At 63.1% G+C, this 26,346-nt stretch carries 23 protein-coding genes, 1 tRNA gene and 1 pseudogene; 13 read left to right on the top strand and 12 right to left on the bottom strand.

Features of this window, described 5'->3' with window-relative positions:
* Positions 1-38: 38 nt before the first annotated feature.
* From BV95_RS08280 to tpiA, 3 genes are all read right to left on the bottom strand, one after another.
* On the bottom strand, positions 39-1,673 hold the full coding sequence (locus tag BV95_RS08280; RefSeq protein ID WP_037449954.1) for a CTP synthase: 1,635 nt from the start codon (positions 1,671-1,673) through the stop codon (positions 39-41).
* Between the two features lie 91 nt (positions 1,674-1,764).
* The gene (secG, locus tag BV95_RS08275) at positions 1,765-2,133 is read right to left on the bottom strand and encodes a preprotein translocase subunit SecG (RefSeq protein WP_037449951.1); all 369 of its coding nucleotides are present in this window, start codon (positions 2,131-2,133) and stop codon (positions 1,765-1,767) included.
* Between the two features lie 164 nt (positions 2,134-2,297).
* Entirely contained in the window at positions 2,298-3,038 is a 741-nt protein-coding gene (gene tpiA / locus BV95_RS08270) for a triose-phosphate isomerase (protein WP_037449947.1), read from the bottom strand.
* A 194-nt stretch (positions 3,039-3,232) separates the two neighbouring features.
* Here tpiA and BV95_RS08265 point away from each other — a divergent pair, with 194 nt between their 5' ends.
* Both BV95_RS08265 and trpE read left to right on the top strand, forming a co-directional pair.
* The gene (locus BV95_RS08265) at positions 3,233-5,182 is read left to right on the top strand and encodes a peptidylprolyl isomerase (protein ID WP_037449944.1); all 1,950 of its coding nucleotides are present in this window, start codon (positions 3,233-3,235) and stop codon (positions 5,180-5,182) included.
* Positions 5,183-5,204: 22 nt separating this feature from the next.
* Positions 5,205-6,707 carry an anthranilate synthase component I gene (gene trpE / locus BV95_RS08260; protein WP_037449941.1) on the top strand — a complete coding sequence of 501 codons (1,503 nt, stop codon included), beginning with the start codon at positions 5,205-5,207 and terminating at the stop codon, positions 6,705-6,707.
* 39 nt (positions 6,708-6,746) lie between these two features.
* Here trpE and trxB read toward each other — a convergent pair whose 3' ends face one another.
* From trxB to BV95_RS08235, 5 genes are all read right to left on the bottom strand, one after another.
* Positions 6,747-7,709 carry a thioredoxin-disulfide reductase gene (trxB, locus tag BV95_RS08255; protein WP_037449938.1) on the bottom strand — a complete coding sequence of 321 codons (963 nt, stop codon included), beginning with the start codon at positions 7,707-7,709 and terminating at the stop codon, positions 6,747-6,749.
* Between the two features lie 206 nt (positions 7,710-7,915).
* Positions 7,916-8,653, bottom strand: a complete 738-nt coding sequence (locus BV95_RS08250; protein WP_037449935.1) for a proteasome-type protease — start codon at positions 8,651-8,653, stop codon at positions 7,916-7,918.
* A gap of 24 nt (positions 8,654-8,677) precedes the next feature.
* A complete protein-coding gene (locus tag BV95_RS08245) occupies positions 8,678-9,547 on the bottom strand; it encodes a transglutaminase family protein (protein ID WP_037449932.1) in 870 nt (289 codons plus the stop codon).
* A 12-nt stretch (positions 9,548-9,559) separates the two neighbouring features.
* Positions 9,560-10,492 (bottom strand): alpha-E domain-containing protein, encoded by a 933-nt coding sequence (locus BV95_RS08240; RefSeq protein ID WP_037449929.1) that lies wholly within the window; start codon positions 10,490-10,492, stop codon positions 9,560-9,562.
* Between the two features lie 160 nt (positions 10,493-10,652).
* The gene (locus BV95_RS08235) at positions 10,653-12,062 is read right to left on the bottom strand and encodes a circularly permuted type 2 ATP-grasp protein (RefSeq protein WP_037449926.1); all 1,410 of its coding nucleotides are present in this window, start codon (positions 12,060-12,062) and stop codon (positions 10,653-10,655) included.
* Positions 12,063-12,175: 113 nt separating this feature from the next.
* On the opposite strand from BV95_RS08235, the gene BV95_RS23500 reads away from it, so the two are divergent.
* The 4 genes from BV95_RS23500 (at position 12,176) to BV95_RS08215 (ending at position 18,767) form a co-directional block, all read left to right on the top strand.
* Positions 12,176-13,873 carry an MFS transporter gene (locus tag BV95_RS23500; RefSeq protein ID WP_156028616.1) on the top strand — a complete coding sequence of 566 codons (1,698 nt, stop codon included), beginning with the start codon at positions 12,176-12,178 and terminating at the stop codon, positions 13,871-13,873.
* Between the two features lie 462 nt (positions 13,874-14,335).
* Positions 14,336-16,309: an AAA family ATPase gene (locus tag BV95_RS08225; protein ID WP_037449920.1), complete on the top strand. Its 1,974-nt coding sequence runs from the start codon at positions 14,336-14,338 to the stop codon at positions 16,307-16,309.
* A gap of 231 nt (positions 16,310-16,540) precedes the next feature.
* The gene (locus BV95_RS08220; protein ID WP_156028615.1) at positions 16,541-17,002 is read left to right on the top strand and encodes a hypothetical protein; all 462 of its coding nucleotides are present in this window, start codon (positions 16,541-16,543) and stop codon (positions 17,000-17,002) included.
* A complete protein-coding gene (locus tag BV95_RS08215) occupies positions 16,992-18,767 on the top strand; it encodes a phage terminase large subunit family protein (RefSeq protein ID WP_037449914.1) in 1,776 nt (591 codons plus the stop codon). Before BV95_RS08220 ends, BV95_RS08215 begins: the two co-directional genes overlap by 11 nt.
* Here BV95_RS08215 and BV95_RS08210 read toward each other — a convergent pair.
* Both BV95_RS08210 and BV95_RS08205 read right to left on the bottom strand, forming a co-directional pair.
* A complete protein-coding gene (locus BV95_RS08210; RefSeq protein WP_037449911.1) occupies positions 18,764-19,366 on the bottom strand; it encodes a hypothetical protein in 603 nt (200 codons plus the stop codon). The genes BV95_RS08215 and BV95_RS08210 overlap by 4 nt on opposite strands.
* A gap of 77 nt (positions 19,367-19,443) precedes the next feature.
* A complete protein-coding gene (locus BV95_RS08205; RefSeq protein WP_037449909.1) occupies positions 19,444-19,647 on the bottom strand; it encodes a hypothetical protein in 204 nt (67 codons plus the stop codon).
* Positions 19,648-19,940: 293 nt separating this feature from the next.
* Here BV95_RS08205 and BV95_RS08200 point away from each other — a divergent pair, with 293 nt between their 5' ends.
* From BV95_RS08200 to BV95_RS08170, 7 genes are all read left to right on the top strand, one after another.
* The gene (locus BV95_RS08200) at positions 19,941-20,519 is read left to right on the top strand and encodes a hypothetical protein (protein WP_037449906.1); all 579 of its coding nucleotides are present in this window, start codon (positions 19,941-19,943) and stop codon (positions 20,517-20,519) included.
* 3 nt (positions 20,520-20,522) lie between these two features.
* Complete coding sequence (locus BV95_RS08195) at positions 20,523-21,947, top strand: phage portal protein (protein ID WP_081873313.1); 1,425 nt, start codon at positions 20,523-20,525, stop codon at positions 21,945-21,947.
* A complete protein-coding gene (locus BV95_RS08190) occupies positions 21,934-22,149 on the top strand; it encodes a hypothetical protein (RefSeq protein ID WP_037449903.1) in 216 nt (71 codons plus the stop codon). Before BV95_RS08195 ends, BV95_RS08190 begins: the two co-directional genes overlap by 14 nt.
* Positions 22,149-23,963: a prohead protease/major capsid protein fusion protein gene (locus BV95_RS08185; protein ID WP_051749657.1), complete on the top strand. Its 1,815-nt coding sequence runs from the start codon at positions 22,149-22,151 to the stop codon at positions 23,961-23,963. Before BV95_RS08190 ends, BV95_RS08185 begins: the two co-directional genes overlap by 1 nt.
* Positions 23,963-24,181: a phage head-tail joining protein gene (locus BV95_RS08180; RefSeq protein WP_037449898.1), complete on the top strand. Its 219-nt coding sequence runs from the start codon at positions 23,963-23,965 to the stop codon at positions 24,179-24,181. Before BV95_RS08185 ends, BV95_RS08180 begins: the two co-directional genes overlap by 1 nt.
* Before the next feature lies 1 nt (position 24,182).
* Positions 24,183-24,512 (top strand): DUF2190 family protein, encoded by a 330-nt coding sequence (locus BV95_RS08175; RefSeq protein WP_037449892.1) that lies wholly within the window; start codon positions 24,183-24,185, stop codon positions 24,510-24,512.
* Positions 24,513-24,706: 194 nt separating this feature from the next.
* Positions 24,707-25,774 carry a tyrosine-type recombinase/integrase gene (locus BV95_RS08170; RefSeq protein ID WP_037449887.1) on the top strand — a complete coding sequence of 356 codons (1,068 nt, stop codon included), beginning with the start codon at positions 24,707-24,709 and terminating at the stop codon, positions 25,772-25,774.
* Between the two features lie 68 nt (positions 25,775-25,842).
* Here the strand turns inward: BV95_RS08170 and BV95_RS08165 are convergent.
* Positions 25,843-25,919: transfer RNA gene (locus BV95_RS08165), tRNA-Met, on the bottom strand.
* A gap of 107 nt (positions 25,920-26,026) precedes the next feature.
* Positions 26,027-26,233, bottom strand: a pseudogene (locus BV95_RS23010) (prepilin peptidase); the annotation flags it as partial.
* Positions 26,234-26,346: the final 113 nt, after the last annotated feature.

The raw sequence follows: 26,346 nt of genomic DNA, 5'->3' as shown, positions 1-26,346 counted from the left end.
TGAAATGAAAAACGGGGCCATTTCGGCCCCGTTTTCTCTTACACCAACCGGCTTTGCTTGACCGCCGCTTCGATGAAGCTGGCGAAGAGCGGGTGCGGGTCGAAGGGTTTGGATTTGAGTTCCGGGTGGAACTGCACACCGACGAACCAGGGATGGTCGGGCCGCTCGACGATTTCCGGGAGCGTGCCGTCAGGGGACATGCCGGAGAAGATCAGGCCGCCCTTTTCCAGCGGTTCGCGATAGCCCGCATTGACTTCATAGCGATGGCGGTGCCGTTCGCTGATGTCGGTGGCGTCGTAGATGCCCGCGACGACGCTGTTGCCGGTGAGTTTCGCCGGATAGGCGCCCAGCCGCATGGTGCCGCCAAGATCGGTTTCGGCTGTGCGCTTTTGCAAACCTTCCTTGCTCATCCATTCGGTGATGAGGCCGACGACCGGCTCGCTGGTTTCACCGAATTCGGTGGTGGAGGCGTTGGCGATGCCAGCCGTGTTACGCGCCCCCTCTATGCAGGCCATCTGCATGCCAAGGCAGATGCCGAAGAAGGGCACATTGCGTTCGCGGGCGAATTTGACCGAGGCGATCTTCCCCTCCGACCCGCGCACGCCGAAGCCGCCGGGGACGAGGATGCCGTGCATCGGTTCCAGGCGGGCGGCGATGTCGGCGCCCTCTTCCTCGAACAGTTCGGCGTCGATCCACTTGATGTTGACCTTCACCCGGTTGGCGAAGCCGCCATGGTGCAGGGCCTCGTAGAGCGATTTATACGCATCCAGCAGGCCGACATATTTGCCGACGACGCCGATGGTGACTTCACCCTCCGGATTCTGCTGGCGGTCCATGATGTCGTGCCAGCGGTCCAGCTTGGGCGCGGGGGCGTTTTCGATGCCGAAGGCGCGGAGCACTTCGTCGTCCAGCCCCTCGGCATGATATTGCGTCGGGACGGCATAGATGCTGCTGGCGTCGAGCGCGGGGATGACCGCTTCGGGGCGGACGTTGCAGAAGAGGGCGATCTTCTTGCGCTCGCTGTCGGGCAGCGGATGTTCGCAGCGGCAAAGGAGGATGTCCGGCTGGATGCCGAGCGAGGTCAATTCGCGCACGCTGTGCTGGGTCGGCTTGGTCTTCAGCTCGCCCGCCGCCGCGATATAGGGGACCAGCGTCACATGGACGAAGATGGAGCGGTTGCGCCCCAGATCGTTATGGAGCTGACGGATCGCCTCCATGAAGGGGAGCGATTCGATGTCGCCCACCGTGCCGCCGATCTCGCACAGCACGAAATCGAGGTCGTCGGAGTCGGCCAGGGCGAAGGCCTTGATCTCGTCCGTGACGTGCGGGATCACCTGCACCGTCGCGCCCAGATAGTCGCCGCGCCGTTCGCGCTGGATGATGGTCTGATAGACCCGGCCCTGCGTCACATTGTCCGACTGCCGCGCCGAAACGCCGGTAAAGCGCTCATAATGGCCAAGGTCGAGGTCGGTTTCCGCCCCGTCGTCGGTCACATAGACTTCGCCGTGCTGATAGGGGCTCATCGTGCCCGGATCGACGTTGAGATAGGGATCGAATTTCCGAATGCGCACACGGAAACCTCGCGCCTGCAGCAGTGCTGCAAGCGAAGCGGCCATAAGGCCCTTGCCAAGCGAGGAGACCACGCCGCCGGTGATGAAAATATACCGCGCCATGGGAGAGGAGGCTTAGCCTTTTACAAACAAGTTGGGCAAGCGCGCGAATCATCGCGCGTGCGAAAAAAGATCGAAATGATCGTCAGGTGGCTTAGTTTGCGAGCGGAACCGCGCCGTTGGCGGCGTTGCTGCCCGCCGCGCCCGCCAGTGGATCGCTGCCGGTTGCCGGGGCAGGAGCGGTCGCCGGACTCTGGGGCGCCTGCTTTACCAGCGAGGTGTCGATGTCGCTGGGACGATGCTGGACCGAGGCGATGACCGCCAGAACGACCGACAGGGTCACGAAGATGCCCGCGAGGATCGTGGTCGAGCGGGTCAGGAAATCCGCCGCGCCCCGCGCCGACATGAACCCCGCCGGGCTGCCGCCGACGCCCAGGCCGCCGCCTTCCGACTTCTGCATCAGGATGACGGTGACCAGCAGAGCAGCGACAATGGCCTGCACGACGAGGATGAAGGTGAACATGGGGGCGAACTCTGTCCGGTAATGGGTGTGTTGCCGCGCACATAGCGGCGATGGGGCGCGGGGGCAACTGCCAGCGGCGTTCTGCGCTGGCGGATAGGATGGAAGCTCGCTTCGCTCGCGCCCACCCCTTCCCCCTCCCGCCTGCGGGAGGGGCTTATTTTTTGTCAGGCCGCTGCGGCGATGACGGGGGCGAATTTTTCCGCCGTCAGGCTTGCGCCGCCGATCAGGCCGCCGTCGACGTCTGCAATCGCGAGCAACTCCGCCGCATTGTCGCCGTTCATCGATCCGCCGTAGAGGATTCGCATCGCATCGGCATCCGCGCCGATCCGGCTGGCCAGCGCAGCGCGCAAGGCCGCGTGCATCGTGGCGACCGCTTCCATGGTGGGGATGCGGCCGGTACCGATGGCCCAGATCGGTTCATAGGCGATGGCCAGCCAGTCGGACGCCGCACCTTCCGGCAGGGAGGCGAGCAGTTGCGCCGACACCACCGCCTCCGCATTGCCTGCGTCGCGGACGTCCAGGCTTTCGCCCACGCAGAGGATGACCTTCAGGCCCGCAGCCTTCGCCGCCAGCGCTTTGGCCGCGATGTCGGCGTCGGTTTCGCCCTGGTCCTGACGCCGTTCGCTGTGGCCGACGATGGTCCAGCTTGCGCCCGCTTCCGCCAGCATCACGGCGGAAAGGCATCCGGTATGGGCGCCATTGGCCTTCATATGGCAATCCTGCGCGCCGATGAAGGCACCGCCCTTCACGCCGTCCGCCGCCGCGATCAGCGTCGCGGGCAGGCAGAGGCCGACTTCCACCGCCGCATGGTCGCGGGCCAGGCCGCCAATTGCTTCCACTTCGCCCAACTGGGCGCGAAGGCCGTTCATTTTCCAGTTGCCGACAACCAGCTTGCGCCTGCCCATCGATTGTTCCCCTTGTGGTTATTGCTGCACGTGTCCGGCAGCGCCGCTTTCCCATGCGACGCGCCAGCTTGGCCGAGCCGATGGACGGCGGGCGGCCATTTGTCCAGCCTTCCGCCCGTCGCGCCCCTTGCCCACGCGACGATCCGCCCTTAAAGCGGGCCGCCATCAAAGCCGCTTTTTACGGACTTTCCTCCATGCTTTCAGTCTTTCGCAGCTTCATCCGCTCCAAATTCGGCGCATTCACCGCGCTGATCTTCCTGGCGATCATCGCTGCGGCCTTCATCATGGGGGACATCACCAGCGGCAAGTTCGGATCGTCCATCGGCAGCGGGGAAACCGTCGCCAAGGCGGGCGGATCGAAGCTGACGATGGCGGAATTTCAGGACCGGGTGCAGCGCGTCTTCGAAAATGCGCGCCGGTCCAATCCAGGCCTCCAGATCGGCGATTTCCTGGCGCAGGGCGGCGGGGCGCAGGTCTATGACCAGCTTGTCGCGTCGATGACGCTGAAGGAATATGCGAGCGACCAGAAGGTCCATATCTCCAAGCGGCTGGTCGATGCGCAGATCGCGCAGATCCCGGCTTTTCAGGATGCGGCGGGCAATTTCAGCCAGGAAAATTTCCGGCAATTGCTGCTGCGCGAGCGGATCACCGAGCAGGCGCTGCGCGACGATATCAGCCGGGAGATATTGGAGCGGCAGATGCTCGCGCCGCTGGGCCTGGGCGTGAAGCTGAGCGATTCCATGGTGCTGCCCTATGCCTCCCTGCTGCTGGAGGCGCGTCAGGGCACTATCGCCGTGATCCCGGCCAGCGCTTTCAAGGATATAGCGGAGCCGACCGACGCGCAGCTTGGCGACTTCTACAAGAAGAATGCGGCGCGCTACACCATCCCGGAACAGCGCCGCATCCGCTATGCCGTGATCGACGTCGAGCGCTTTGCCCAGGCGGCGCAGCCGACCGATGCGGAGATCGCGACCTATTATAACCAGAACAAGGCCGCCTATGCCGCCAGGGAAAGCCGCGATTTCGAGCAGTTGATCCTGCCAACGGAAGCGGGCGCGAAGGCCATCGCCGATCAGGTGAAGGGTGGCAAGTCGCTCGCCGCCGCGGCGCAGGGCGCGGGTCTTTCCGTGTCGGAACTCAAGGATCAGAGCCGCCAGGGGCTGACCGCTACCGCTTCGGCCGCCGTCGCCAATGCGGGTTTCGCCGCGAAGCAGGGCGAACTGGTCGGGCCGTTGCGCGGTTCGCTGGGCTGGGCGCTGTTGCGCGTCACGGCGGTGAAGTCGACCCCTGCCCGCGCGCTGGACTCCGTGAAGAGCGAGATCGTCGCCACGCTGCGGACGCAGAAGGAGAAGCGGCTGCTGAACGATTTCACCGGCAAGATCGAGGATCAGGTCGCCAATGGCGGCAGCTTCGAGGAAGTGGTGAAGGATAATGGGCTGAAGCTGGAAACCACGCCTTTCCTTATCTCCTCCGGCAAGCAGGTCGAGGATGCGGCTTATCAGCTTCCGGCGGATGTGCAGCCGCTGCTGGCCCCCGTCTTCGCGATGAGTCAGGATGACGATGCGCAGTTGATCCCGATCGCCGCCGACAAGCGCTATGCGCTCGCCGCGCCGGGCGATGTCCAGGCCGCCGCGCCGCCGCCGCTGGCCAAGGTGAAGGCGCTGGTGGCGATGCAGTATAAGCTGGCGCAGGGCAATGAGAAGGCGAAGGCGCTGGCAGAGCAGATCAGGGCGAAGGTCGCCAAGGGCGCGAAGCTGGACGAGGCGGTCGCCGCCGCCGGTATCGCCCTGCCCAAGCCGCAGGTGGTGGGCGGACGCCGCGCCGACATCCTGCGCGACGGGCAGCGCCCGCCCGCCGAGATCGCGATGCTCTTCGCCATGGCGCCGAACAGCGTGAAGACGCTGCCAGCCGGGCAGGATCGCGGCTATTTCGTGGTGCAGTTGAACGGCATCAAGCGCGGCGACGCGGGCAGCGACAAGGCGCTGCTCAATCAGGTCCGCGACCAGTTGAGCGACGTCGTCGGCCAGGAATATGGCCAGCAGTTCGAGCGCGCCGTCGAGAAGGAACTGGGCGTCAAGCGCAACCCCAACGCGGTGGCGGGCGTCCAGCGCGCCCTCGCCACCGCCAATAATGGCGGTCAGTAAGATGGTTGGGGGAACGGCGGGGATGGACGGTATCGGGAGCGCGCGCACGGCGCTGGCGGCGGGGCAATCCGCGCTGGTGTGGCGGCGCCAGATCGCTGATACCGACACGCCGATTTCCGCTGCGTTGAAATTGTTCGAGGCCGACCGGGGCGACTTTCTGCTGGAATCGGTCGAGGGCGGCGCGGTGCGCGGCCGCCACAGCCTGATCGGGCTGGCCCCCGATCTGGTTTTCCGGGCGCAGGGCCATGCGGCGGAGATCAACCGGCAATGGGCGACCGACCGGGACGCCTTCGTGCCGGAAAGCGCCGATGCGCTGGATGCGTTGCGGGCGCTGGTGGCGGAATGCCGGGCGGAGCTTGATCCGGCGTTGCCCCCTGCCCTTGCCTGTCTGGTCGGCTATTTCGGCTATGAGACGGTGGGGCTGGTGGAAAAGCTGCCCCGTCCCGCTGAAAATCCGATTGCCCTGCCCGACATGCTGTTCGTGCGGCCGACGGTCATATTGGTGTTCGACCGGTTGGCGGACGCGCTCTATCTGGTCGCACCGGTGTGGAAGGGCAGCTTTGCCGATGCCGACCGCGCTGTGGATCAGGCGCTGGAACGGATCGACGCCGTGGCCGCGAAACTGGCGGCGCCGCTGCCCGCGCAGGCCGCTCCGGCCGAAATCGCCGATGTCGCGGTGACGCCTGTGCTGGAGCCGGGGCGCTATGCCGCGATGGTCGAGAAGGCGAAGGATTATATCGTCGCGGGCGATATTTTTCAGGTGGTGCTGGCGCAGCGCTTCACCAGCCCCTTCACATTACCGCCCATCTCGCTTTATCGGGCTTTGCGGCGGATCAATCCGTCGCCCTTCCTCTATTATCTCGATCTGCCCGGCTTCGCGCTGATCGGGTCCAGCCCGGAAATATTGGTGCGGGCGCGGGACGGCGAAGTCACCATCCGGCCTATCGCGGGCACCCGTCCGCGCGGCAAGAATGCGGTAGAGGATGCGGCCAATCGCGAAAGCCTGCTGGCCGATCCCAAGGAACGGGCGGAACATCTGATGCTGCTGGACCTTGGCCGCAACGATGTGGGCCGGGTCGCTGTGGCGGGCAGCGTGACCGTGACGGACAGCTATGCCGTCGAATTCTACAGCCATGTCATGCACATCGTTTCCAACGTCGTCGGGCGGCTGGCGCCGGAGAAGGATGCGCTGGATGCTCTGTTCGCGGGCTTCCCGGCGGGCACGGTTTCCGGCGCGCCCAAGGTGCGGGCCTGCGAGATCATCGCCGAACTGGAGCCGGAGACGCGGGGCGCCTATGCGGGCGGGGTCGGCTATTTCGGGCCGGACGGCAATATGGATAGCTGCATCGTCCTGCGCACCGCCGTCCTGAAGGACGGGGTGATGCATGTGCAGGCGGGCGCGGGCATCGTCGCGGATTCGACGCCCGAATATGAACAGCGCGAATGCGAGGCGAAGAGCGGCGCGCTGCTGGCGGCCGCGCGGGAAGCCGTGGCGCTGGCCCGGGAAGCCGGGTTCGGGCAGTAGAATGAGGGCTGCCCGCACGGGGCGCGGGCGCTGCTCTCCTTATTCCGCCGCGACGGCTTCGAAATCGGCTTCGGCCAGGAATTTCTCCACGTCCAGCGCCGCCATGCAGCCCATGCCGGCCGCCGTCACCGCCTGACGATAGACCTTGTCGCTGACGTCGCCCGCCGCGAATACGCCGGGGATAGCGGTCTTCGTCGTGCCCTTCTCGACCAGCAGATAGCCCTCGTCCATCGGCAGCTTGTCGGCGAACAATTCGGTGGCGGGCTGATGGCCGATGGCGACGAAAGCGCCGTCCGTCTCGATATGCGACTTGTGGCCCGTCACCGTGTCGATCAGGTCGACGCCCACCAGTCCTTCCGGATTGCCGCCGCCTACGAAGCGTTCGATTGCCTGATTCCACAGCACCTTGATATTGGGGTGCGCGAACAGGCGCTGTTGCAGGATCTTCTCCGCCCGCAGCGAATCGCGGCGGTGGATCAGCGTAACGTCCTGGCTGTGGTTGGTGAGGTAGAGGGCTTCCTCGACGGCGGTATTGCCGCCGCCGATCACCACTACCTTCTTGCCGCGATAGAAGAAGCCGTCGCAGGTTGCGCAGGCCGATACGCCCTTGCCCTGCAAAAGCTGCTCGCCCTCCGCGCCGAGCCATTTGGCCTGCGCGCCGGTCGCGATCACCAGGCTGTCGGCATAATAGAGCGTGCCGCTGTCGCCCTTGAGCCTGAAGGGCCGTTCGCTAAGGTCGACGTCGACGATCTGGTCGTACATCATCTGCGCGCCGACATGTTCGGCCTGCGCCTGCATCTGCTCCATCAGCCAGGGGCCCTGGATGACGTCGCGGAAGCCGGGATAATTTTCGACATCGGTGGTGATGGTGAGCTGCCCGCCCGGCTGCATGCCCTGCACCACGATCGGCGCCAGACCCGCGCGCGCGCCGTAAATGGCGGCGGACAGGCCAGCGGGGCCGGAACCGAGGATCAGCATGCGGGTCGAATGGGTGGCGGTCATGAAACTCTTTCCGGCTGCGATTCGTGTGTCGGGATGAGATAGGCCAAGCGGGCGGGGGCGCAAGCGATGGATTTGCTTGATGGGGTGGAAGCTGAGCCTCTTCGTCTCGCCTTCCCTCGTTGTCGTTATCGCGGCGTAGGCTGCGATTTCAGGCGATGGGGCACGGCATAGCCGCACGAGATCCCAGCCTGCGCTGGGATAACGGGTTAATCAAGGACGTTGGGCAAATCCTCGAAACCCTTTCGCAGTGCCGCTGACCAGCTATGCGAGAGAAGTTGGAATTCCTCATTGTCCGCCTCTATCCGCGTGCGCACGCGGAAGTCGAAGGCGTCCCGCTCGATCACCGTCAGGTCCAGCGGCATGCCTACCGACAGGTTGGAGCGCAGCGTCGAATCCATCGACACCAGCACCGCCTTGGTCGCATCCTCCAGGCTGGTCCCGCGCTTGATGATGCGGTCCAGGATCGGCTTGCCATATTTATGCTCGCCAATCTGGAAGAAGGGCGTGTCCTCCGTCGCTTCGATGAAATTGCCCGCGGAATAGATGAGGTAGAGGCGCGGCTTGCCGCCCTTTCGCTGGCCCGCGATCAGGATGGAGGCGTCCGCCGCCGCGCCCTGCATCTCTATCGTGCTGCGATAGCGGCCCTGCATGGCGCACATCGCATCGCCCACGATTTGCGCGGCGCGGTGCATGGTAGGGCAGTTGAGGATCGTTTCCACCTGCGGATCGATCGCCGAATCCTTGATGGCGCGGCCCAGCATCGCCTTCACGCCCTGGGTGATCGACAGGTTGCCTGAGCACATCAGGGTGATCGCCCGCTCGCCCGGCACGCTGTAGGTGAAGCTCTTCCGGAAGCGCGCGATATTGTCCATCCCCGCATTGGTGCGGGTGTCGGACAGCATGACCAAGCCCTGGTCGACGCGCACCGCCACACAATAAGTCATGGCCCAAAGGGCTCCTATAGTCGTTCAACCCTGCGTGGTGGTCTGGGCGCTTTGTTGTTGCTGCCGTTGCAGTTGCCGCTCTTCCACCCCATCCTCCGCCTGCGCGATCCGGACGTCCGCGTCAATCCAGATATCGCCCGCCACCGTCACGGAACCGCGAATCGGAGCGGCCTCATCCGCGTCCAGCCCGCAGGCCAGGCGCAGATAACGTTCCGTCACGCAGACGCGGTTGGAGGGGTCGAAACCGACCCAGCCCAGTTCGGGCACCAACGCCTCCGCCCAGCCATGGGTTTCGTGCAGCACATCGCCCTCATTGGCGAGCAGATAGCCCGACACGTAACGGGCGGGGACGCCGAGAGCGCGGGCGCCGGCGATGAAGACCTGCGCATGGTCCTGACAAACGCCCGCTCCGAGCGCGAAAGCCTCCGCCGCCGTGGTGCTGGCGGTCGTGACGCCGGGGCGATAGGCCACGGCATCGCTCACCGCCGCCGACAGGGAATGGAGGCGGGCCAGCGGCCCCTCCTCATCGGGCAGGGCGAGCGCCATGTCGCGGATGGCCGGAGACGCCGCTGTCAGCCGCGTATCCCGCAGGAAATAGCGCGGATCTACCCGGCCGCCGATCCAGCCGAGCACGCCATGGCTTTCCTGCGTCTCGACCAGTCCTTCGGCGACGATCACGGCATTGTCGGTGCGGTCGTGACGGACCCAGATCGCCTCCATCTCGCCATAGCTGTTGGGGCGAAAGCCGGTCAGCGGATCGCCATTCACGCTGATTTGCCAGTCCAGCACCTTCTGGCTTGGCGTGTCGACCGGCATCAGTTTCAGCCGCATCGCCACCCGGCCCGCCGCAGCCTCATAGCGGTAGACCGTCTGGTGGCGGACGAGCAGTTTCATGGGGGGCGCGCCTCAGCCGAAATGATAGGCCTGGGCGATCTCCACGCCCAGCCGGTTGGTGCTCATCAGGCCGTTCTGAACCGTTTCGTGCAGCCCGGCGCGGAAGATTTCGCCGCTGTCGAGCTTTTCCAGATCGGCCACCATTTCCCGGACGGTGTCGTGGCAGGCGGCGCGGGCATTGTGCCAGCCCGCCAGCCGGTTGAGCCGATAGGCAAGCTGGTCGTAGCAATAGGCGATGCTGCGCGGGAAGAGCCGGTTCAGCACCAGGAAATCCGTGATCTGCCAGGGCGTGTAGGTGCCGCCATAGATATGATGGAAGGCCCGCGCGCCCGACAGCGCGTACAGCACCGACGTCCATTGATAATGGTCGCGATTGCCGCCCACCACCTCGGTCTCCGGCAGCAGGACATAATATTTGACGTCCAGAAGGCGCAGCGTCATCTGCGCCCGCTCCAGCGCCGATCCGGTGCGCAGGAAATCATGCCCTTCGTTGCGGAGTTGACCGGAATGGGCTGCGCCGCGGAAGGTCATCACCCGCGTCTTCACCCAGTCGATCAGGGCGGGGAGTTGCTGGCGCGCTTCGGCCACGTCGTAGCTGTCGAGCTTGCGCCAGCCCTCGTTCAGCGCCTCCCACATGTCCTGCGTCAGCATGGTGCGGGCCGATTTGGCGTTGGCGCGGGCCTTCAGCAGGCAGGAGCGGATGGACGAGGGATTGTCGAGGTCCAGCATCAGGAAGGCGATGGCGTCGCTCTCCGTCACCTGCGCGCCTTCGGGGAAATGGTTGAGCGCGCCTGTGGCCCGCACCACCGAGCGCCATTCGTCGCGATGATGCGCGCCGGGCAGGATCGCCATGCGCTGGCCCATGGTGAGCAGGCGGGCGGTCGCCTCCGCCCGTTCCATGTAGCGGGCCATCCAGAAGAGATTTTCGGCGGTGCGGCTCAGCATGCTACGCGCTCCCTCTCTTCCGTCATTCCCGCGAAGGCGGGAAACGCCAGTTCGGCGCAGCCAATCCATCTCCCAATCGTTCCGCTGGAGGATAGGACAGGAGATGGATTCCCGCCTTCGCGGGAATGACGAAGAGAGGCGATGAAAATTCTAGGCATCATCAATCCTGCAAAACCCAGGTGTCCTTCACCCCGCCGCCCTGGCTGGAGTTCACGACGAGCGATCCTTCGGTCAGCGCCACGCGGGTCAGCCCGCCCGGCACCAGCCTGATCTGCTTGCCCACCAGGCAATAGGGGCGGAAATCCGCATGACGCCCGACCACCGCCGCCGGGCCGAGCGTGGGTACGGTCGACAGGTCCAAGGTCGGCTGGGCGATGAATTCGCCCGGATTGGCCCTGATGCGATCGGCATAGGCGGCGATCTCGTCCTTGGTCGATTTCGGCCCGATCAGCATGCCGTAGCCGCCCGATCCATGGACTTCCTTGGCCACCAGATCGTGGAGATTCTCCAGCACATAGGCGCACTCGTCGGGCTTGCCGCATTGCCAGGTCTGGATATTGTCCAGGATCGGCTGTTCGCCGAGATAGAAGCGGATCATCTCCGGCACGTAGATGTAGACCGCCTTGTCGTCCGCGATGCCCGATCCGGGTGCTGACGCCAGTGTCACGCCGCCATTGCGATAGACGTTGAAGATGCCCGGCACGCCCAGCAGGCTGTCGGGGCGGAACACCAGCGGGTCGATATATTCGTCGTCGATGCGGCGGTAGATGACGTCGACCGCTTTCGGCCCCAGCGTGGTCTTCATCCACACCCGGTCATTGTCCACGAACAGGTCCGCCGGTTCGACCAGTTCCACGCCCATCAGGTCGGCCAGGAAACTATGTTCATAATAGGCGCTGTTGAGCGAGCCGGGCGTCAGCACCACCACCACGGGATCGCCCTTGCAGGCCGGGGGCGCGACTTCCTTCAGGCTTTTCAGCAATTCCGCCGGATAATCGTCGACCGGCGCGACCACCCCCTGCGCGAACAGTTCGGGGAACATGCGCGTCATGATCTCGCGATTTTCGAGCATGTAGGACACGCCGGAGGGGGTGCGGCAATTATCCTCCAGCACCTCGAACCGGGTTGGGCCGGTGCGGACGATGTCGATGCCGACGATATGGCTGTAGACCTTCCCCGGCGGGGTGAAGTCGGCCATTTCGGCCAGATAGGCGCTGTTCCGGTAGATAATGTCGGCGGGCATGATCCCCGCCTTCACGATTTCGCCGCGATGATAGACGTCATGGAGGAAAGCGTTGAGCGCGCGCGCCCGCTGGCGGATGCCCTTGTCCAGCACACGCCATTCCTGGCCGGTGAAGATGCGGGGCAGCAGGTCGAAGGGGATCAGCCGTTCCGGATCGCCCCCCTCCCCATAGACGGCGAAGGTGATGCCGATGCGCCGAAAGATCGCCTCCGCCTCATCCATCCGACGATTGAGTCCGGCAATGCCCGTCCGCTCCACCCAATTCTGCACTTCCGCATAGCAGGGGCGTATCGAACCGTCCGGCTCAAACATTTCGTGGAAGGGCAAAGTGTCGTTCCTCCCTCAGCCGGCATTGGGCTGGTTGTGCATTGCAACATTAGTGCAACAGGAAAGGACGAATGCAAGCGGAAAATCCGCCTATGCCTAACGGGATGGAAAGGATGGTACTGAATGAAGCGCACCGTAACGCTGGCCTGTCAAGCCAGACGATCTTCGGCTTGCACACCGATCGTCGAATTGACCACGACTTTGCTGCCCTTCCGTTTGTTGCTAATCGCTCTCTAAATTTGCGGGAATTCAGCCAGGGTGGGGAAATGGAACGAAATGTCTCCGTGCGAGCAAGCCGTGCAGCATGGCTTGTGATCGCCGCATTGATACTCGGTTTTCAAGCGGCACTGGTGCTGCTGCACGAGCCTTGGCTAGACGAATGGCAATCTCTACAGTTAGCGGTACAATCGCCAAGCTTAGCCGAGTTGCTGGCTAATTTGCGGTACGAAGGTCATCCCCCACTCTATTACTTGTTACTTCGCGCTACAGCTAGCATCGTACCGCTACCCTGGGTCTTTGCGACAGTTCAGCTACCCATAGCTCTCTCAACCCAGGGATTAATCCTATTCAGAAGCTTTCCAAATCGCTTATATCGGCTTTGCTTCGCTCTAAGCGCATTTGTTCTCATTGATTATGGCACGATAGCGCGCAGCCTTTCTCTCGGCGTATTATTATTTCTGACCGCGTGGGCTTTTCGCAAGTATCGGTGGGCTTGGGCAGCGCTCATCCTTCTGCCCGCCGTCGACTTCCTTTTCGGAGTTCTGTCTTTAGCCTGTCTTTTGATATTCTGGCTTGATCGAAATTGGTCATGGACCGGATTTGTCTTGTGGATGGTGAGCGCACTGTTTGCTGCATGGACCGTTATTCCCGCACCGGATGTGGTCCCGGCACTTCCTCCGCCATCCAGTCCGCTAGTTTCTGTACTGGTCTTTTTGGCAAACCTCGCGCAGTTGCTTGTGCCGCTGCCTCTCAGCACCAAGGGCCTTGCCTGGAATACAACTTTTCCTGTCGTGATTGCGTGCATAACAGGCTTTTTTGCCATAGTTGCTGCCTACTTCATGAAACTGGCCATACCATATCATCGAATTGCGCTTGGGGTATTTTGCGGCATTTGTTTGCTCTTCAGCCTGCTTGTTTACATGCTGCCAATCCGCCACCTGTCTCTCCTCGCTTTGCTTCTCATTGCGCTGGTCTGGCGCGAGCAAGAAATGGGAATCAGGCATTCGCCCCTGTTTCCAACCTGGCTTTTCGTAACGACAGTATGTGGGCTTTTCCTTGGGGGCGTGAATTTGGTGTACCCATTTGATACCGGCGCTCAAGCCGCAGCCTGGCTTCGCCAGTCCGGGCTCATGCATAAACATTGGGTTTCTGTTCCTGATAGTCGAGCGCAAGGCATAGCCATGCTCAACGGTATGCGCTTTACGCGTTTGGGAAAGGTATGCCAGCAAGATTTCACTCGATGGAACAATGACTTACATCCAAGATCGGACACAATGAATATCGAACAGTTAAAAAATCTAGCAAAATATTATGGGAGATTTTACATATTAAGCGATAGGCGAATTATTATTCCAGGGGAAATCAGACAGCTATTCTACGTGCCAAAGGGCTTTAACGGCCAAGATTATTATTTTTACGAATTTGGTCATCATTTAGCTGAATCTGGATTGCGGCCGTCAGAATGCCGGCCGGGCACCCTCCGCCTCCCTCCATGGTCATTGCAGGAGCAAAAGGTTCGCAGCCGCATACGTCAACGATTCCAAGCGTTATTTGGGCTTGATCTGACGAAGGACGAGGTTTTGCTACGCTAGCAGGGATACACTACTTATAAGTGCTTGAAAAATGGTAGCGGAGGAGGGACTTGAACCCCCGACACGCGGATTATGATTCCCTGACGACACGTTGATTTTACACGATTTTTCCCCCAACTAGGGGAATAAAGGGCCGTGCAAGATCAATACGTTACATCGGAAAGTCCAACTGACAGTGAGGCTCACAGACACGAAAACGCCGCCCCGGATGGTCCCCGGAACGGCGCTCGCGTGTTTCTACATGGCCGCCCGGACGATGCCCTAGAAAACCCGGATCGACGGGGGCAGGATTACCATTCCGGCGCTTCCCCGACAAGCAAACAAGGGGCGGACAAGGCCGCTGACGGGGGCAAGACCCGGCAGTCCCCAGAGAAGCCCGCGACGGCGATTCCGGCGTCTGGCGGGCCTGCCGGTTATGGTGAGGCGGGATCGCGCGCCAGTGCCGCCCCGGCTGACGATTTCATGGATGTCCCGCGCAACATGGTCGCGGCGCTCGACCTCGCGCGGCAAGGGCTTGCCGTTTTCCCGATCCGCCACCGTGGCACGGATGACAAGGGCCGAGAGAAGTGGACGCCGATCAGCGGCTGGCAGGATTCGGCGTCCGACGACTTCGCCCGGATCGTGGAATGGTGGACCGATTGGCCCGATGCCCGCGTGGGCCTGCCGACCGGCAAGCGCAATGGCATCGTGGCGCTCGACCTCGACACGAAGAACGGGAAGGACGGCGTGGCGGCCATGGCTGCCGTTGGTTTCGCGGATGTCGATTCCCTCTCGCCTGTCAGAGTGCGGACGCCAAGCGGCGGTTGCCATCTGCTGTTCAGCCATGAAGCGGACCTCCGCAATTCTGCATCGCGGATTGGTCCCGGCATTGATGTCCGGGCGGAGGGCGGATTCATCGTCGCGCCCGGATCATGGAAGGGCGACCGCCGCTATATGCCGGAGGGGGAGCCTGTCGGCACGGTCGCCTTGCCGTCGTTCCCGGCGAAGCTGGCGGAGATGGCCGGGCATCGCGCGCCCGCGCCGGACTCTCCGGCGGTCCCGGACAACGGCGAAGATGACGACGAGATTCCCGTCATCCCCCAGTGGGACAGGATGCGGCGCGCGGGCGTTGCGCTTGCGGAAGGTGGCCACCTCGAAAGCCATGACCCGTGGTTCAAGATGGTCGCGGCGATCCACCATGCGTCGAGCGGGAGCGGCAAAGGCTTGGCGCTTGCCGACGAGATTTCGCAGCGGTGCAGCAACTATGATGACGGGGAATTGCGGGAGAGGTGGCGGTCCTTGGGCAAGGGCGACGGCAAGCCGATCCGCGTTGATTCGCTCTATCGGATGGCGAACGATCTGGTCCCGGAGTGGCGAAAGCAGGCCAAGGCCGCAGCGCCACGGGAGCCTTCCCGGCTCCAGCTTCTCACCCCAGCCGATTGCATCAATGCCCCGGCGCGCGGCTACATCATCAAGGGCCTGATCGCCCCGCGCGATGTCGCCTGCATTTTCGGCGCTCCGGGCGGCGGCAAGTCCACCATCGCCCCGCATCTGGGCTATCATGTCGCGCGGGGCGAGTCCGTGTTCGGATTGCGGACGAAGCCGGGCAAGGTCCTTTATGTCGCGGCGGAGGACGCCCACGGAATGAAGAACCGCGTGGCGGCTCTCTGTCGCCGGGATGGCGATGCCCCGGAATTCGCGGTCATCCCCAACGTGACCGATCTGTTGGCGGAGGACAGCCCAGACCTCGCGGCCCTTCTCGAAATCGTGGAGGAGGTCCGTCCGGCGCTGGTCTTTATCGACACGCTGGCAATGGCTTTCCGCGATCTGGAGGAGAACGACGCCCAGAGCATGAATCAGGTTGTCCGCATTGCGCGGTCGCTGACGTGCCACGGTGCGGCTGTCGTCCTCATCCACCATGGAACGAAGGCGGAAGGATCGACGCCGCGCGGGCATAGCGTGTTGAACGGCGCGCTGGACGTGGCGCTCCAGCTTCTCCCGGCGGACAGCGACCGGGTTATCCGGGGCAGGCTCAGCAAGAACCGGAACGGGCCGCCGGACCTCGACATCGCGTTTCGCGTGGCATCGGAGGAACTGGGCCGGGATGAGGATGGCGACGCGATCACGGCGGCCATCGTCAGCGAACTTGCGCCCGGCTCTGCACCACGAGGAAAGCCCTTGCCGCCCGCTCTCCGGGAGGCGCTGGCGATCCTGACCGAACTGGAAGCGGGGGACGATCCCGTCACCGATGAGGTTTGGCGGGATGCCTGCGTCGATGGCCGTCGCGTGTCGCAACATGAGGACCGGGACAGCCGCCGCCGCACGTTCAACTATGCCCGCAAGGCGCTGCTCGCTGCCGACCGGATCACGCTCCGCGATGATGGCCGCGTCGCGGTGAAGCCCATTCAGATTCAGACGTTCGACGATGAGGAGGGCGACCAGTGGGACCGGGAATAACGGGAATGGACGGGAATTACCCGAGAATACCCGCTGAGCATGTCGTCGGTAGGCCGGGAAGGAACGGGAACGGGGTCTTTAGACCCGTTCCCGTATTCCCGGTCCCGATGCTGGCCGCCTCTCCGGTGCCCGGACAACCCCTGTCAGAGTCTGAAATCGCGGGTCCCTCCCACCGGGGGCCGTTGGGGGGACGCTGAGCCGCAGCATTTCAATCTGGGAAATAGAATCATGATGAGTTCAGACTCTGAAATCGGCGTCATAGAGCTTGCCGACCTGTTGGCTGTCTCTGAACGGACAATCGGGAGCTATGTGCAAAAGGGCATCCTGTCCCGGAGCCGCCGGGGCAAGTTCATGCTCCGGGAATCCGTCCGCGCGGTCGCCACGCATCTCCGGGAAACGGCTTCCGCCCGTGGTGCATCATCGGCGGAGGGCCTGACCGCTCAGCGCGAACGCATTGCACGGGAGCAAGCCGACAAGCTGGAGATGCAGAACGCGGCTGCCCGGCGCGAGATGCTGTCCCGGCAAGAGGTGGTGGACGAATGGGCTTCGATCCTCCGGCTTGTCCGTTCCCGGATGCTGGCGGCCCCCAGCCGGATTCAACAGACCCTTGGGCATCTGAGCGCCCATGACCTCGACATTATCGACCGCGAACTTCGCGACGCTCTGGAGGAGCTTGCCGACAATGGGCTTTGAGAGTCCGATATTCGCTGCCCGGCTGGAGGCGCTGCAATCCCTCCGCCCGCCGCCGCGCCTGACGCTGAGCCGATGGATTGAATCGAACCTCCGGCTCCCGGACGACGTGTCCGCGCTGCCCGGCGATGTCCGACTATGGCAATTCCAACGCGAGATTGCCGACGCCATGAGCGACCCGACAATTGAGCGCGTAACGCTCGTTAAATCGGTTCGCGTCGGACTGTCCACGCTGTTGACCGCGACCGTTGGCAGCTTCGCCGCGAATGAGCCGTCCCCGATCCTGCTGCTATTGCCGACGGAAGCTGATTGCCGGGATTATACCGTCTCCGATCTGGAGCCGATCTTTGCCGCCACGCCCGCGCTTGCCGGGCTGCTCAGCGACGATAGTTCCGAAGGCGGACGCAATACGCTGCTGTCCCGGCGCTTCCCCGGCGGCTCGCTCAAGATCGTGGCGGCCAAATCGCCCCGCAACCTCCGCCGCCATAATGTCCGCGTCCTGCTGATCGACGAAGCGGACGCCATGGAACCGGGAGCGGAAGGCAGCCCGGTCCTGCTGGCGGAGCGCCGGACGCTGAGTTTCGCAAACCGCAAGATCATCATGGGATCGACCCCAACGCTGGAGGCGACCAGCAATGTCCTTCGATCCTATGCCCAGTCCGACCAGCGTGTCTTTGAGGTCCCGTGCCCGGAGTGCGGCACATTCACGGAAATCCTTTGGTCGCATATCGAATGGCAGCCCGACCAGCCGGAGACGGCGGCCTTCCGCTGCCCGATCTGCATGGAAATGATTTCGGAGAAATTCAAACCGGCGATGATCGACGGGGGACGCTGGCGCGCGACACGCCCGGAGATCGTGGGACATGCCGGTTTCAGGATCAATGCGCTTGTCAGTCCCCATGCGAACGCCGCGTGGGGCAAACTGGCGACTGAGTTTCTGGCGGCCAAGGGCAGCCCGGACACGCTCCAGACGTTCGTTAATACGATCCTCGCTCAGGGATGGAAGGAAGCGGCGGACGAACTGGAGGAAGGCGAATTGCAGGCGCGGGCGGAGCCGTGGGGCCTTGACGCGATCCCGCCGGAGGTCCTTGCCGTCACGGCTGGCGTGGACGTTCAGGATGATCGCCTTGAAATCACGTTCATCGGCTGGAGCCGCGATGCCGCGTTGATCCTTGGGCATGTCGTCATCTGGGGCAGCGTCGCCGATGACTCCACATGGGCCGAACTTGATGACCTGCTAAAGACAAGCTGGCCGCATCCGGGCGGCGGAACCCTCCGCCTGGACTCCGCGATCATCGACTCCGGCGATGGTGAATGGACAGCTTCCGTCTATTCGTTCTGTCGCCCCCGGTTCGCCCGGAAGATCATGGCCGGGAAAGGCGTGGCAGGGACCCGCCCGCCCGTCACCGCGTCTCAGGCGAAGGGCGTCCGGTTGTTCCTCGTGGGCGTGGACGGCCTGAAATCGCAAATCCTGACTCGCCTGTCGCGGGGCCGGTCGATCCGGTTCAGTGCCGATCTGGAGACGGCGTGGTATGAGCAACTAGCATCGGAGCGGCGCGTCGTCCGCTATGTGCGCGGGCAGCCCGTCCGCCGATTTGAGCGCAAGCCGGGCATGAGGGCGGAGGCGCTGGATTGCGTCGTCTATGCCTTTGCTGCCCGGCATCTGGTCACGGCCAACATGGATCGACGCGAGGAGGAGCTATCGACGCCCGCCGCGCTCCCACCGGTCTTGTCGCCTGTTATCCGGTCGAAATGGATGAGCCGCTAATTTGTCAAACCCGCGCGCCGATACATGCCAATGAAAGACACATTCATGCCGTATTGGCCGATCCAGTTCTCCTCATCGACTTCCAAAGTTCCGTCATCGTGGAACGTCAATGTCGATATGGCGCGCTCGTCGCCATCGCCGCGAATGAAGGTCATCCGCTGGTGGCTGTCTATCTCGCCAACAAATTCAAGAGTGCCCATATTGGGACCATATTCCCGATGCGCCCCCCATAGAGCATAGCCCGATATGAAGTAGCGTTTTTCACCTTCGATTGAATCAGGAAGGGGAGTGAGCGATATTTCGGCGCTATCTTTGCCCGACCCTAAACGAATATATTGACCAGCATAAGGGTCGGCGGGCGGCGTCATCATTTCGCCAAAATGGACCTGCTGAGTAAATGCCTTGTTGATTGTCCGGTAAAGCTCGGCGCGAAATTCTTTGACTTCGCCGATGGTGAGATTTTTTCGCTGAGATGATTTGCTGTCATATTCGTCGTGGTGATGAAAGCAAAGAAAAGCCAAATTGCTTTCGGCATTGTTCGTGTTGTCTTTGTCCAGATGCGCGATTTGCCCCGATTGAAGGCTGGTATCACGGTTCAAACCGAAGCATATACAGCATCGCCGTCGTGAACTGACGAGAACGGCAGTTTCAACATCTTTCGCGACGGGCTTCCGGGTCACTGCGACTGATTTCCGTCCAACGCATATTCTATTATCTCGCGCACCTGCTGAGCGTCATCGGTCCTGCCTCGTTCGTCTAGCTTGGTCGCAGCGGCTTCGAGTTCGTGGAAGATGGCATGGACTTGGCCGACATTCAGCGCGCCGCCCTGTGCAAGGCCCCGGACAATAGCTCTCAAAGCATAGATTGCAGGCACTGACATAATTTCCTCCGAATATTTGTCAGAGGTCTATCAACTCACGAGAAAATAGAAAAGGCCGCCCGGAGCTACGACTCTCCGGGCGACCCCAACCATTTCCAAGATGACAGGCCCGCTATGGCTTGGCGGACCAATCAGGAGTGCCAGACGGGAGGTTCCTGCTCCCCCGCCCGGCGAATCACTCCTACCTCAGAGCTTCTTAGATTGCAATATCCTAAATCTCGCTGAGATTGCGGTTGACCAAGTTTGGCGGATCAGGCATAACCTCAGCGATATTTTGGTTATGGAGGTCGAAAGTGGACGACGCGAAGCTCTTTACGAAGGACAATGCAGGCCCGACGCTCAAGGTCGGCAAGGCCGCTGAGCGGCTGGCGGAGCCGGGCCTGTCGGTTGAACATGCGGCGGGGCAGCTTCGCGGCCTTGCGTCCCGCAAGCTCGTATGGGCGAACGGCGGGACCGTGGGCGAGGGCAAGGTTGTCCACAACCTGTTCACGCTATGGGACCTCGCTGTCGCGAAAGTCCTTTCCATCCTGACTGTCGATGCCGCCGTGAATGATCCTTCCATTTTGGGGGCGGTCAGCGCGCAACTTTACGGATGGCCGGAACACTATTGGGACGAACGCGACGCGCGCTACCCCAATTCGATCCGCGCGGCCCTCGCTGGCGTCGCTCGCGGCGAACCTTGGGTCTGCCGTATCGACATCCGACGCCACGAAGAAACCGGAAGCAAGATGGTCCAGACGACCCTTTGCAACGCGGAAAAGGGAATCCCCAAGTTCAAGGGCGCGGATGGCAGCTTGCCCCGGCTCAGCTTCACCATCGCTCTCCAGCCGCCGTTTGAGCGACTGCTGACCGAACCGAGCAAGGCGCACTAAGCCATGCGTCGCCTGTCCTTCCTTGACCGGCTGTTCAGCCGCAACGCCAAGCAAGAGCGCGCGACCCGCCGCGACGTGCTGCAACGGCATTGGGATGCAGCGTCTGGGCATCGGGGCAATCCGTCGTTCGGCAGCTATGGGCCGGAGACGCTGGCAGGCAGCGCCATCATCGCCCGGAAAGCCCGCCATGCGGCGGAGAACAATGCTTGGATTGCGAACGGCGTTGCGGCCCACGTCACGGCGCTTGTCGGGCCGGGGATCGTCCCGACGCCTCAGCATCCGAACCGCGAAGCCCGCCCAGTGGTGCAGTCAGCGTTCAACCGCTGGGCACCTGTCGCCGATTATGACGAACTGACCGATTTCCACGGACTCATTGCGGGCATGGCTCGCGATATGGTGGTTAGCGGCGAAGCGTTCGCCCAGATGATGACGACGGACGAAGGTTTGCGGCTCCGCCGGATTGCGCCGGAGCAAGTGGACATTGCCCAGACCTCCGAACTGAGTTCCGGCGGTCGCATCATCGCGGGCGTGGAGTTTGACGCGGAAGGCCGCCGGGTCGCCTATTGGATTCGCCCGATTGATCCGACTGCCATCTTTGAGGGCTATGCGCCGCCCGTCCGCGTCCCCGCCGCCGATATTGTGCATCTGTTCAAGCCACTGGGGCCGGGACAGGTTCGCGGCATTTCGTGGCTGGCCCCTGTCCTGATCCGGGCGGGCGAATTGGACCAGTTGGACGACGCCTTGCTTGTCGGCGCGAAGGTCGCCGCCATGTTCGCGGGCTTCCTTATCGACCAGAACGGGAGCGCCGCCGGTTTTCCGTTTGAGGGCGTCACCGCTGACTCCATCATGCAAACCGGATTGGAGCCGGGGACCCTCAAAGTCCTGCCTGCCGGTTTCGACATCAAGTTTTCTGGCCCCCAGAACGCACAACAGACGGTGGATTTCGCCAAGCTCCAGTTGCGCGGCATCGCCGCCGGGCTGGGCGTCCCGGAGTATATGCTGACCGGGGACCTGAGCGGGGCGAACTATTCCAGCCTCCGGGCTGGGCTGTTGGAGTTCCGGGGCCGGGTTGAGGCTGTCCAGTTTCAGACGATCATTCCGCAAGTCCTGACTCCCGTTTGGCGACGGTTCATCACAACCGCCGTTTTGGCGGGCGATCTGGATGCCGCCGATTTCGAGTCCAATGCGGGCGACTGGTTCGCTTGCGAGTGGATTCCCCCGGCGCGCGAATGGATCGACCCGGAGAAGGATGCCCGCGCAACCGCCGAAATGATTTCCGCCGGGCTGACCTCCCGCCGCCGGGCCGTCGCGGCTCAGGGTTATTCCGTGGACGAACTGGACGCGGAAATCATTTCCGACCGGGAGCGCGAACGCGAACTGGGGCTGTCCTTCGGCGAAACGACGGAGGCGGCAAATGCCCCAGCCTAGCCCCGCCTATTCGATCCGCATTGAACCGGCGGCAACCGGCATGGCGCGTATCCCGACCATAATCCATCTGGGGCCGCTCGCGCCGCTGCTGGCCGATCTTTTGGCGGACAAGCCCGACGCGAAGGCCCGCCTAGAGGCTGCCGACGCCCTTATCCGCAAACCGGCGAAGCCGCTGCCCGCCGATGAATTTGGGGGCCTGTAATGACGACAATGGAACTTCGCCGCCGCCACGCCCGGACGACCGGGATTGAAATCCGCCGGGCACGGGCGACCTTTGAGCCGTCCACGTTGAACCGCGATGCCCGCACCGTGGAAGCTGTCATTGCGACGGACTCCCCGGTTCCGATGCCGGGCCGTATCGAGCGCCTGTCCATCGTGCCGGAGGCCGTGGCGCTGCCCACGCGGATGCCGCTGATCGACGCCCACAATCAAGGCAGCATCGGCAACATTCTCGGATATGCCGACAATTTCCGGTTTGATGCAGGCGGTCGCCTCTGGGCGATGCTGCACATTCGCGACGATCATGCCTTTGAACTGGTCGCCGACGGTATCCTAACCGGCGTCAGTATCGGATACCGAGTCCAGAAATTCACCGACCGCCGCGAAGCCGGGACAGGCCAATTGGTCCGCACCGTGACTCGTTTCGCAATAGTCGAGTGTAGCCTTGTCGTTGTTCCTGCCGACGAAAATGCCCTCATCAGGAGCAAGACTATGGAAGATGATGAAGTGATTGAGCCGGGCACGGAAACCATTTCCGAAAATCCCGGCAATGAGACGCGGGCGGAGGTCAACGCCCAAATTCGCAGCATTGCCCAAAGCGTCGGGCTGGGCGACGACTTCGCTAACCGCATGATCGACGAAGGCCGGGACCTGCTACATACGCGGGCCGCTGCTTTCGACGCCATGCAGCGCCGGAACGTGAATATCTCGACTGTCCGCGTCGGGCCGTCGGGCGACGATCCCGCCGTGGTGCATGAGCGGATGGCGGAAGCTCTGGCCTGCCGGGCGACTGGCACGGCCCCCAGCGATGCCGCCCGTCCATACATGAACATGGGATTTGCGGACATGGCCCGCCTGTCGCTGCAACGGGCGGGCGTTCCCGGCGTCAATATGATGGGCCGGGAAGAACTGGTGACGCGCGCCATGCACGTTACCAGCGATTTCGCCAATCTGACGACGGCGACCGGCAACCGGATTCTCATGCCCGCATATACGGCGGCGGAATCCCGACTCAAGCGGCTGGCCCGCCAGCGCACGGCGGACGACTTCCGCCCCATGTCGCTGCTCAAGCTGGGCGAGTTCGGGAAGCTCGCGAAGGTGACGGAGGCGGGCGAGGTCAAAGCCCTGACGACCGGGGAGTCCGTGGAGGGCTATTCGCTCGACACGTTCGGCGGCCTGTTCAACCTCAGCCGCAAGGCGATCATCAACGATGACCTTGGCGCGTTTGCCCGCTGGGCGGAGATGATGGGCCGGGCCGCTGCCGAAACGGAAGCGGACCAGCTTGTCGCCCTGCTGACCGGAAACCCGGTTCTCAGTGACGGCGTGGCGCTGTTCCACGCCAGCCACGGCAACCTTGCCGCCAGTGGGGACGTGCCGGACGTGGACACGCTCTCCGCTGCCCGGCTGGCGCTCCGCCGTCAGACCGGCTTGGACGGCGTTTCGCCGATCAGCGCGACGCCGAAATTCGTCCTGGCCCCGCCGGAACTGGAAACGACCTTTGAGAAGCTGCTGGCCGAACTGGCAGCCGCCAAGGTGGACGACCAGAATCCGTTTACCGGCAAGCTGACGCTGCTGGTGGAGCCGCGTCTGACCGACGCCGCCGCGTGGTATGTTTTCGCGGACCCGGCAATTCTGCCCGTCCTCGAATATGCCTATCTGTCGTCCGCTCCGGGTCCCCAGCTGGCCAGCCGCGACGGCTGGGAAACGCTGGGCCGGGAGTTCCGCGTCGTCCTCGACTTCGGCGCGGGCGCGGTGGATCACCGGGGCGCTTACCGCAATCCGGGGGACAGCCTCTAATGGCGACCTTGGCCGACCTCCAGCAACGGCGTGACGCCCTGTTCAAGGCCCTGACGGACGGAATCCGTTCGTTCAGGGACCAGAACGGGGAAGAAGTCGCCTTTTCCTCCGGCTCCGAAATGCGGGCGGCCTTGGCTGCTCTGGACCGGGAAATCGCGAACCTGAGCGGCGGTCGGCCCCCTTCCACGATTATCTTTCGCACAAGCAAAGGACTCTGAAATGAAGAACTATGTCCAGCGTGGCGACACGCTCACCCTGACCGCTCCGGCGGCAATCGCTTCCGGCGATGTTGTCGCCGTCGGCTCGATCATCGGCGTTGCCAATGGCGATGCCGCGAACGGCGCTCCGGTCGATGTCGATACGGTCGGCGTTTTCCGCCTGCCCAAGGTGTCGGCGCTCGCAATCGCGGCTGGCGATGTCGTCTATTTCGACGCGGCGACGAAGCTGGTCAACAAAACTGCCAGCGGCAACACGAAGCTGGGCGTGGCGACGGAAGCCGCCGCAAACCCCAGCCCGACGGTCGCTGTCCGCCTGAGCGGCGCTTTCTGAGGCTCCAATGGCCCGGACGCCCGCCAACTTCAAGCAAACGGACATGGTGAGGGCGGTGAAAGCCGCTCTCGCCGCCGGGCTTGATATTGTGCGGACGGAAGTTCTGCCGGATGGCACAATCCGGCTTATACATTCTGACTGCTCCTCTGTTCCTGCCTCAATCGACCCTTTTGATGAGTGGAGAGCCAAAAAAGATGCGCGTTCGCCTCAAGGGACTTAACCGGATCACGAAGAAACTCGCGTCCGGAAAGTCCGTCACCTATTATTATGCTTGGAAAGGCGGCCCTCGACTGGAGGGAACACCCGGCTCCCCGGAGTTCATCGCCAGCTATAACCGGGCGGTGGAAGCGCGGCGCGCGGCCCCCAAGGATCAATTGCAAACCGTGTTCGACGGCTATGAGGCGTCAACCGATTTCGCGGACCTCGCACCCCGGACCCAGAAGGATTACCGCAAGCTATTGCGCGTCATCGAATCCGAGTTCGGCGATTTCCCGATTGCCGCGCTGGAGGACCGCCGGACCAGAGGCGAGTTCCTTGCATGGCGCGAACGGCTGGCGGTGAAGTCCCGGCGGCAAGCGGATTATGCTTATGCCGTTCTGGCCCGCACGATGTCATGGGCGCTCAATCGTGGCATTGTCGCCGTGAATCCATGCGAGCGTCCGGGCCGCCTCTATCGTGCCGCTCGCTCCGATAGCGTTTGGACGGAAGCCGATGAGGCCGCGTTCTATGCCAAGGCCCCGGCTCACCTTCATTTGGCGCTCCGGCTGGCGCTCTGGACCGGACAGCGGCAAGGCGATTTGCTCCGGCTGACATGGGCCGCCTATGACGGCGACACGATCCGGCTCCGCCAGCGCAAGACGAAGGTTCCCGTCGTGGTGCCGGTGGGCGCTCCGCTCAGGGCGGCGCTGGACGCTGCAAAGGAGAAGCTGGCGAACCGCGACCCGGCGAACAAGAAACCGCTTCCGATGACGATCCTTGCGACCGAGAACGGCACGACATGGACCGAATCCGGCTTCCGCGCCTCGTGGCGCAAGGCATGTGCGAAGGCGGGCGTCGTGGGCGTCACATTCCATGACCTTCGCGGGACCGCCGTAACTCGACTGGCAGTTGCCGGATGCACCCCGCCGGAGATCGCGACCATCACCGGCCATAGCCTCCGGGATGTCGGCGCGATCATGGACGCGCACTATCTCCACCGCGACCCGGAGCTAGGGAAATCGGCTATCGCAAAGCTCGAAAGGGGAACAAAAACTCCCAACTGACCGCCCAACTGCCTTGGGCGCGTCCAATGACGATCTGGGGAAAGTCGTGCAATATCAATACGTTGGAATGGTAGCGGAGGAGGGACTTGAACCCCCGACACGCGGATTATGATTCCGCTGCTCTAACCAGCTGAGCTACTCCGCCCCATGGGCATGCCGCCGGGCGCTGCCCTGCGGTGAGGCGGCGCTATAAGCAGCGCGGGCTGATGGGTCAACGGGGTTTCACCGCATCATGAAAATTCTCTGCGCAGGTCATGCACCTGCCCCCGTGGTCAGCATCGAAAGCCACCATCCAGGCACCGCCGCCACGGCCAGGAAAGTGCCCAGCGGCACTCGCGTGGCGCCATCGACCGTTCGGCCGATCGCCATCGCCGCGAGAATGGCCAGCAGGCCAAGGCTTGCCGCCAGCAACAGGATGAAGGGCAAGGCCTGCCAACCGAACGTAAGCGGTAAAAATCCCCCACATGGCATTTGAGGCGGTTCTGTAATTTGGGATGGTCAGGCGGCGCTTGCGATGCCGTTCAGTTCGAACGAAGCTTGCGCGGCATTGGTGTCGACCCAGTTGTACGGCA

This window comes from Sphingobium chlorophenolicum (assembly GCF_000722875.1).
GTDB classification, from domain to species: Bacteria; Pseudomonadota; Alphaproteobacteria; order Sphingomonadales; family Sphingomonadaceae; genus Sphingobium; species Sphingobium chlorophenolicum.
Note: the sequence above shows the minus strand (reverse complement) of the source record. Positions and strands in the feature narration are given on the sequence as shown.

Coding starts and splice junctions, on each gene's coding strand:
- BV95_RS08280 (WP_037449954.1), bottom strand. CDS start 1,673: ATGGCGCGGTATATTTTCATCACCGGCGGCGTGGTCTCCTCGCTTGGC.
- secG (WP_037449951.1), bottom strand. CDS start 2,133: ATGTTCACCTTCATCCTCGTCGTGCAGGCCATTGTCGCTGCTCTGCTG.
- tpiA (WP_037449947.1), bottom strand. CDS start 3,038: ATGGGCAGGCGCAAGCTGGTTGTCGGCAACTGGAAAATGAACGGCCTT.
- BV95_RS08265 (WP_037449944.1), top strand. CDS start 3,233: ATGCTTTCAGTCTTTCGCAGCTTCATCCGCTCCAAATTCGGCGCATTC.
- trpE (WP_037449941.1), top strand. CDS start 5,205: ATGGACGGTATCGGGAGCGCGCGCACGGCGCTGGCGGCGGGGCAATCC.
- trxB (WP_037449938.1), bottom strand. CDS start 7,709: ATGACCGCCACCCATTCGACCCGCATGCTGATCCTCGGTTCCGGCCCC.
- BV95_RS08250 (WP_037449935.1), bottom strand. CDS start 8,653: ATGACTTATTGTGTGGCGGTGCGCGTCGACCAGGGCTTGGTCATGCTG.
- BV95_RS08245 (WP_037449932.1), bottom strand. CDS start 9,547: ATGAAACTGCTCGTCCGCCACCAGACGGTCTACCGCTATGAGGCTGCG.
- BV95_RS08240 (WP_037449929.1), bottom strand. CDS start 10,492: ATGCTGAGCCGCACCGCCGAAAATCTCTTCTGGATGGCCCGCTACATG.
- BV95_RS23500 (WP_156028616.1), top strand. CDS start 12,176: ATGGTACTGAATGAAGCGCACCGTAACGCTGGCCTGTCAAGCCAGACG.
- BV95_RS08225 (WP_037449920.1), top strand. CDS start 14,336: ATGGATGTCCCGCGCAACATGGTCGCGGCGCTCGACCTCGCGCGGCAA.
- BV95_RS08220 (WP_156028615.1), top strand. CDS start 16,541: ATGAGTTCAGACTCTGAAATCGGCGTCATAGAGCTTGCCGACCTGTTG.
- BV95_RS08215 (WP_037449914.1), top strand. CDS start 16,992: ATGGGCTTTGAGAGTCCGATATTCGCTGCCCGGCTGGAGGCGCTGCAA.
- BV95_RS08205 (WP_037449909.1), bottom strand. CDS start 19,647: ATGTCAGTGCCTGCAATCTATGCTTTGAGAGCTATTGTCCGGGGCCTT.
- BV95_RS08195 (WP_081873313.1), top strand. CDS start 20,523: ATGCGTCGCCTGTCCTTCCTTGACCGGCTGTTCAGCCGCAACGCCAAG.
- BV95_RS08190 (WP_037449903.1), top strand. CDS start 21,934: ATGCCCCAGCCTAGCCCCGCCTATTCGATCCGCATTGAACCGGCGGCA.
- BV95_RS08185 (WP_051749657.1), top strand. CDS start 22,149: ATGACGACAATGGAACTTCGCCGCCGCCACGCCCGGACGACCGGGATT.
- BV95_RS08180 (WP_037449898.1), top strand. CDS start 23,963: ATGGCGACCTTGGCCGACCTCCAGCAACGGCGTGACGCCCTGTTCAAG.
- BV95_RS08175 (WP_037449892.1), top strand. CDS start 24,183: ATGAAGAACTATGTCCAGCGTGGCGACACGCTCACCCTGACCGCTCCG.
- BV95_RS08170 (WP_037449887.1), top strand. CDS start 24,707: ATGCGCGTTCGCCTCAAGGGACTTAACCGGATCACGAAGAAACTCGCG.